A 5,815-nucleotide genomic window follows, 5' to 3' on the forward strand; every position below is an offset into this window, starting at 1 on the left:
GAACAGGTCTTACGCGACCGGATTCACCTGTCGCCGGCCGACCTCGCGCGATTGCGCGAGGCGGCCGTCATCGCGACCGAAAGTTGATCTCGCGGCGAGAACGGGCTCTCGCTAACGACCGGGTGTCGCGAATACCGCGGTGGTATCTATGGTCTTCACATCGACCACCGAGCCGTCTTCTTCCGCTTTGCCGAGCAGGGCATTGCCACTGCAGATGTTCGGACCGAACGAGATCGGTTTGGTTCCGCATTGGAACGTCGATGCGGGGGTGAGAGGGAGCGGTTCGGGTTCTGCCATCGAACCGAGACGGGCCGCGACCGTCGCGCGAGTGATCTCGCCCGCCATCCCGTCCAATGCGGACCGGAGCCCCAGGATCGCCATATAGGGCGCTGCGGCCGTGTCCGGCATCTCGGCACCTGATCCGTCGACCACCGCTTCGAAGAGCTTCGTTTCTTTCGAGGCAGGGTCGACGACACTATTGGCGACGACAAGCAAATCCTGGTAGCCGCCGGGGATCTGCGACGCGATCTCGGAGTCGCCGACGCATTGGTTGACCGTCATCACCGGCTGGGTCGCGTTCAGCGTCCGCATGGCCTTGATCGCCGCCGCGCAGAACGAGACATCGCCGAGCAGGTGGAACATATCCGGCTTCTTCTCGAGTGCGGCCTGGATCTGCGGCGTCATATCGGCGGTGCCGAGTGGGATCGCGACCACGTCGGCCTGCGCACCGGCATTTCCGAACGCGAGGGGACCGAGCTTGGTGAGCGGCTCCACCGCGACGGGCGAATCAACGGTCAGGACCGCGATCTTCTTGTAGCCGTTCTGTTTCGCGTACGCCGCCGGTACGCCGATGAGCCCGTTCAGCGGGTTGCCCATCACATAGGTGTTCGGCAGCACCATCGCTTGCCCGCCGCCGGCGAGTGCGAAATAGGGCATGGCGGAGGGCGAGGTAATCGTGGCGATGGTGTCGGAATTGCCGTAGTCACCGGTGACCACGGCGACAGCGTCGGACTGCACGAACTTGTTCGCGCAATTTCGAGCCAGGCTCACCTGGATCTCGTCCTCGCACGTGATGAGCTCGATCGGACGGCCGTTGATCCCACCGAGATGGGTATTGACGTAGGCGACGGTCGCTTTCGCTACTTCGAGTTCCTCGGTGTGGACAGGCGCTCGGGGTCCGGTGGTGACGAACCCGAGCTTGATCGGCGCACCCGTTGCCTTGTTCTCCTGGCCGAGCACCGATCTGTCGACTGGAGCCGACGAACCGCCGTCGCCGCTCGAACAGCCGGAGGCCGACAACGCCACTGCGAGCGCGACATACGGCAGGGCAGCCCACCGCTTCCGTAGGGAAAAGGACATGCTTGTCTCCTGGTGTTGAATCGAATGGGGCGAACTTGCCGTTCACCCCGCTGGAACGGGCACGCATCAACCTGCGGCGGTGCCGGTCTCGCCTCCGAGATACGCGGCTCGCAGACGCTCCGGGAATGCCTTCAGCTCGGTTGCGCTACCCCGGAGAGTCACTTCCCCGTGAACGAGAACGATGGCTTCGTCGGCGATCTCGAGCGCGAGCCGGACGTGTTGTTCGACGAGAACGACCGCGGCACCGGTGGTATCGGCGATATGTCGCACGGCCGGAAGTAGCGTCTCCACGACGACCGGAGCCAGTCCCATGCTCATCTCATCGATGAGCAGCACTGCCGGATTCTGAACCAGCGCCCGCCCCACCGCCAGCATCTGCTGTTCGCCGCCCGAGAGAGCACCCGCCGCGACCTTCCACCGCGGTCGCAGTGCGGGTAGCAGCGCGAGGATCTCGTCCAGGGACGGTCCATTGCGCACGCGGGCGATTTCCAGATTCTCGGAGACGGTCAAGCTGTTGAACAGCGCGCGATTGTCCGGGACGAGAACCACACCCGCGCGATTCGCCTTGGCGGGCTTGCCATTCGGTAGACGCCGCCCGGCCACCGTCACCTCGCCCGCGAGGGCGGGCAGCAGACCGGCCAGCGTCGACATCAGGGTCGTCTTTCCCGCGCCGTTCGGTCCCAGGACGGCCGTCACCGATCCGGACGCGACCTCGAGGTCGAGCTCACGAACGATCGGAAGTTTGCCGTACCCGGCGGTCACGTTGTGCAGTCGGAGAGTCATTCGGTGATCTCCTCGGCGAACATGCTGCCGAGATAGGCCTCGGCGACTGTGCGATCGTTTCGGATCTGCTCGGGCGTACCCGAGGCGAGGATCCGCCCGAAGTCCAGCACCTGAACGTGGTCACAGATCCGCAGCACCAGACTCATATCGTGCTCGACCAACACGATGGTCACCCCGCTGTCTCGAATGGCGAGCAATCGTTCACCGAGCCAGTGACTCTCGGTGGTATCGAGGCCGGCGGCCGGCTCATCGAGCAGCAGGACTCGCGGCTTGCCCGCCATCGCGCGCGCGATCGAGACCAACTGGCGTTGTCCCTGCGACAGCTCACCCGCGGGCGTCTCGCGAGCGTGCGCCAGCCCGAGCAAGTCGAAGAGCTCGTCGAACTCCGCCTCGTCGAAGGCTGCCCGCGCCGTGCCTCGGCCCGACAGTCCGACCACGACGTTCTCACGAACACTCAGGTCCTCGTAGAGTTCGATCGCTTGGAACGTCCGGCCGAGACCCGCGTGAATGCGCTCGTGCGTCTTCTTGTTTCCGAGCGACTCGCTGCCGATGGCGATAGCGCCCTCGGCACGCACCGACCCGCTGATCGCGTCGATCAAGGTGGTCTTTCCCGCACCGTTCGGACCGATGAGACCGACTATCGCGCCGTCGGGCACCTCGAATGTCACGTTGTCGACAGCGACGACACCTCCGTAGCGGACCGTCACGTTGTGGAGTCCGAGCAGCGGGTCGCCTCCTGGCACCGCGGTCGGCTTCGGCGCGGCGACCCCGGTGCCGGCCAGCGACCCCGTACGGCCAGACGACGTCGGACCGGTACGGGCGAAGGCCCGCTGGACAGGGGCGACAATTCCCTCCGGATTCGTCAGCACGGTCTGCAGCAGCCCGATACCCACGATCACCTGATACCAGCTGCCCGCCTGGTCACTGATCTGCTCCAGCAGCAGAAAAGCCACACCGCCGGCGCCGATTACGCCACTGAGCACACCTCCGGAAATCGACGTGACACCCGCGAGGTAGACGGTCGCGAACAAAGTCACACCGGCCAGCGCGGTGAACGATTGGAACGACACGTTCGTCTGCTGATAGGCGAGCAGACTGCCGCCGAGTCCCGCGATGAACGCGCCGATCGCGAACGCGGACAACTTCGTCCGCACCACATCGACACCCGAGGCGGCGGCCGAACGCTCATTTGCCCGAACCGCCAGCATCCGTGTACCGAGTCGGCTTCGCCGCAGGTACCCGACCCCGAGTCCGACCACAGTCAGCACCATCAGACAGAACAGCCCGAATTCCACTCTGGGATAGTTCTCGCCGCGCCCGATTCCGAGGCTGTACCCGAATACGGTCGGGTCCGGAATGTTGATTCCGCCCGAACCGACGAAATCCAGATTGCGGAACCACAGTGCTTCGATCGCATAGGCCAGCGCCAGGGTGACCACAGCGACAGTGAGCCCGCGAATCCGCAGCGCGGGTAGTCCCACGACCACACCGAGGACGGTCGCCACGAGCGCCGCGAGCAACGGAGCGAACGGGAACGGTATGCCCCAGTTCTCGGCAATCGGTCCCAGTATGTACGCGGCGGCGCCGGCGAGGGCGAGTTGAGCGAGGGACACCTGACCCGCGTATCCGGTGACCACCACCTGGGACAGACCGATGACGGCCAGGATGACAGAGGTGATCAGCGCGATGCGCAGGTCGTTTCCGGCGAATACCAGCGCCAGGCCGACCACCACCACGCCCACCCCGGCGCTGGACCACAACCGGCGAGGGTAGGGCGCGTTGCCCAACTCGGCGACGATGACCGCGCCGCGTGATGGCAACGGCCTGGCCCGCGCGACCAGCACGACGAGCAGCACGAGCAGTGGAACCAGCTCGACCAAACCGCTGGAGGGTAGCCACTCGTATACCCGCGAGAGGTAGGTGGCTTCCGACTGGAGCATGCCGATCGCCAGGCCCGCCAGGACAGCGGCGACGATCGAGGAAAACCGCCCGATGATGGCCGCGGCCAGCGCCGGAACGATGAACAACGAATAACCCGTCGGGGTGAGCGGCACGATCGGGCAGATGAGAATGCCCGCCGATCCAGCCACCGCGCAGCCGATCATCCAGTTGTAGGCCGCGCAGCGATCGGGCGACAGACCGCTCACGTAGGCGCCTTGCTCACTCTCCGCGGTGGCACGGGTGAGCAAGCCGAATCTCGTGAATCGGTAGAGAGCGGCCAGGACCAGAGCGATCACCACGATGGCGATCCCGAAGTACACCCGATCCTGCGGGATCCGAATACCCCCGAGGCTCCAGATGCCGACCGGGAAGATCGCCTTGACCCCGATGGTGTTGGTACCGACCTGTTTGGTCGCTATCGCCACCAAGACGATCATCAACGCGATCGAGGCGACGGCGCGGGCGATCGGCGGAGCCTTGCGCAGGGGACGAAACACGACGATGTAGAGCAGAAGGCCGAACATCGCCGACAGCAGGACCGCTACCAGCGCCGACACCGCGAAGCCCGGATCACCCCCGATACCCACCGATTTGGGCAGGCCGGGGACCAGGATCAAGAATTCGCCGCGCCGCAAGAAGGCATAGATATAGGCACAGTTGAGCGCGATCGCGCCGGTGGCGAAATTGAGGACGCCGGAGCTGCGGTAGATCAGGACCAACGCGATCGCGAGGGCACCGAACACGCCGCCGCTACCGATCCCGAGGATCAGGAACTGAAGATGCTGACTCATGCTCCGAGCCCCTCGACGAGCTCGAAATCCCCTGTGGCCGTGACAGAAAGCATTGAGCGCCTCACTCGCGATTCGGGCGGCAGCACTCGCAGGCCCGAATTGTTCCAACACAGCTGGCGCCCCTGCCTGTCGGCCAGGTCGTCAGGTCAACCATGTGACGCGAGACACGCTACGGTAATACATACTGTAATGGCAATAGGAATCTTCCGCCCACACCGTCTCGACCATCGGATTCCCAGCCGAGCTCGAGGATCAGGCCTGCCTGCGAGTAGCGAGGAGCGCCTGCGCTCTGGCCAGGTGCGGTCGATCCAGTAGCCCACCTCGGTAGCCGATCGCTCCGGTTTCGGGATCGGCGGCGAACAAATCCACGATCTCCTGGGCAGCAGCCAGTTCCTCGACGCTGGGCGCGAACGCCGCGTTGATGATGTCCACCTGATCCGGATGAATGGCCAACATCCCGCGAAAGCCCTCACGACGAGCCTTTTCCGCACGAGCTCGCACACCGTCGAGATCGCGGTAGTCGCCGTGGATGGTGTCGATGGCGGCCACTCCGGCGCTCGCCGCGCCGACCAGACAGAGACTTCGCGCCAACTCGTAGGTGAAGCCGTAGCCGCCATCGGGGCCGCGATGCGTACCGGCCCCCAGCGACGCGGCCAGGTCTTCCACACCCCAGCTGAGGGCGGCCAACCTCGGTGCGTCCCGATAGGTTCCGGTGGTGAAGACGGCTTCGGCGGATTCCGGGGCCAGCGCGATCACCTCGATCCGGCCGGGTTCGGCATCGGCGGCGACCTCCAACGCGGACAGATAGTGGTCCAGTGTCCGCACGTCCTGGCCGCCACGGGATTTGGGCAGCATGATTCCGCCCGGTCGCGCGGGCACGATCGCGGCCAGATCCGCCAGCGTGTGTGGCCCGTCGAGTGGATTGACCCGAACCCACAGCC

Annotated in this window: 4 protein-coding genes; all 4 read right to left on the minus strand. The window is 65.2% G+C overall.

Translation table 11 applies throughout. From position 1 onward, the window contains the following. Positions 1 to 111 precede the first annotated feature (111 nt). Complete coding sequence (locus ACFWF3_RS21565) at positions 112 to 1,359, minus strand: ABC transporter substrate-binding protein (RefSeq protein ID WP_379315025.1); 1,248 nt, start codon at positions 1,357 to 1,359, stop codon at positions 112 to 114. A gap of 66 nt (positions 1,360 to 1,425) precedes the next feature. Continuing rightward, entirely contained in the window at positions 1,426 to 2,142 is a 717-nt protein-coding gene (locus tag ACFWF3_RS21570) for an ABC transporter ATP-binding protein (RefSeq protein WP_379315026.1), read from the minus strand. After that, positions 2,139 to 4,874, minus strand: coding sequence for an ATP-binding cassette domain-containing protein (locus tag ACFWF3_RS21575; protein WP_379315027.1), 2,736 nt, complete (start codon positions 4,872 to 4,874; stop codon positions 2,139 to 2,141). Before ACFWF3_RS21575 ends, ACFWF3_RS21570 begins: the two co-directional genes overlap by 4 nt. 252 nt (positions 4,875 to 5,126) lie before the next feature. Further along, positions 5,127 to 5,815 (minus strand): HpcH/HpaI aldolase/citrate lyase family protein (locus ACFWF3_RS21580; protein ID WP_379315028.1); only part of this gene is annotated, 689 nt, incomplete at its 5' end.

The organism is Nocardia sp. NPDC060220, assembly GCF_042727815.1.
Lineage (GTDB): Bacteria > Actinomycetota > Actinomycetes > Mycobacteriales > Mycobacteriaceae > Nocardia.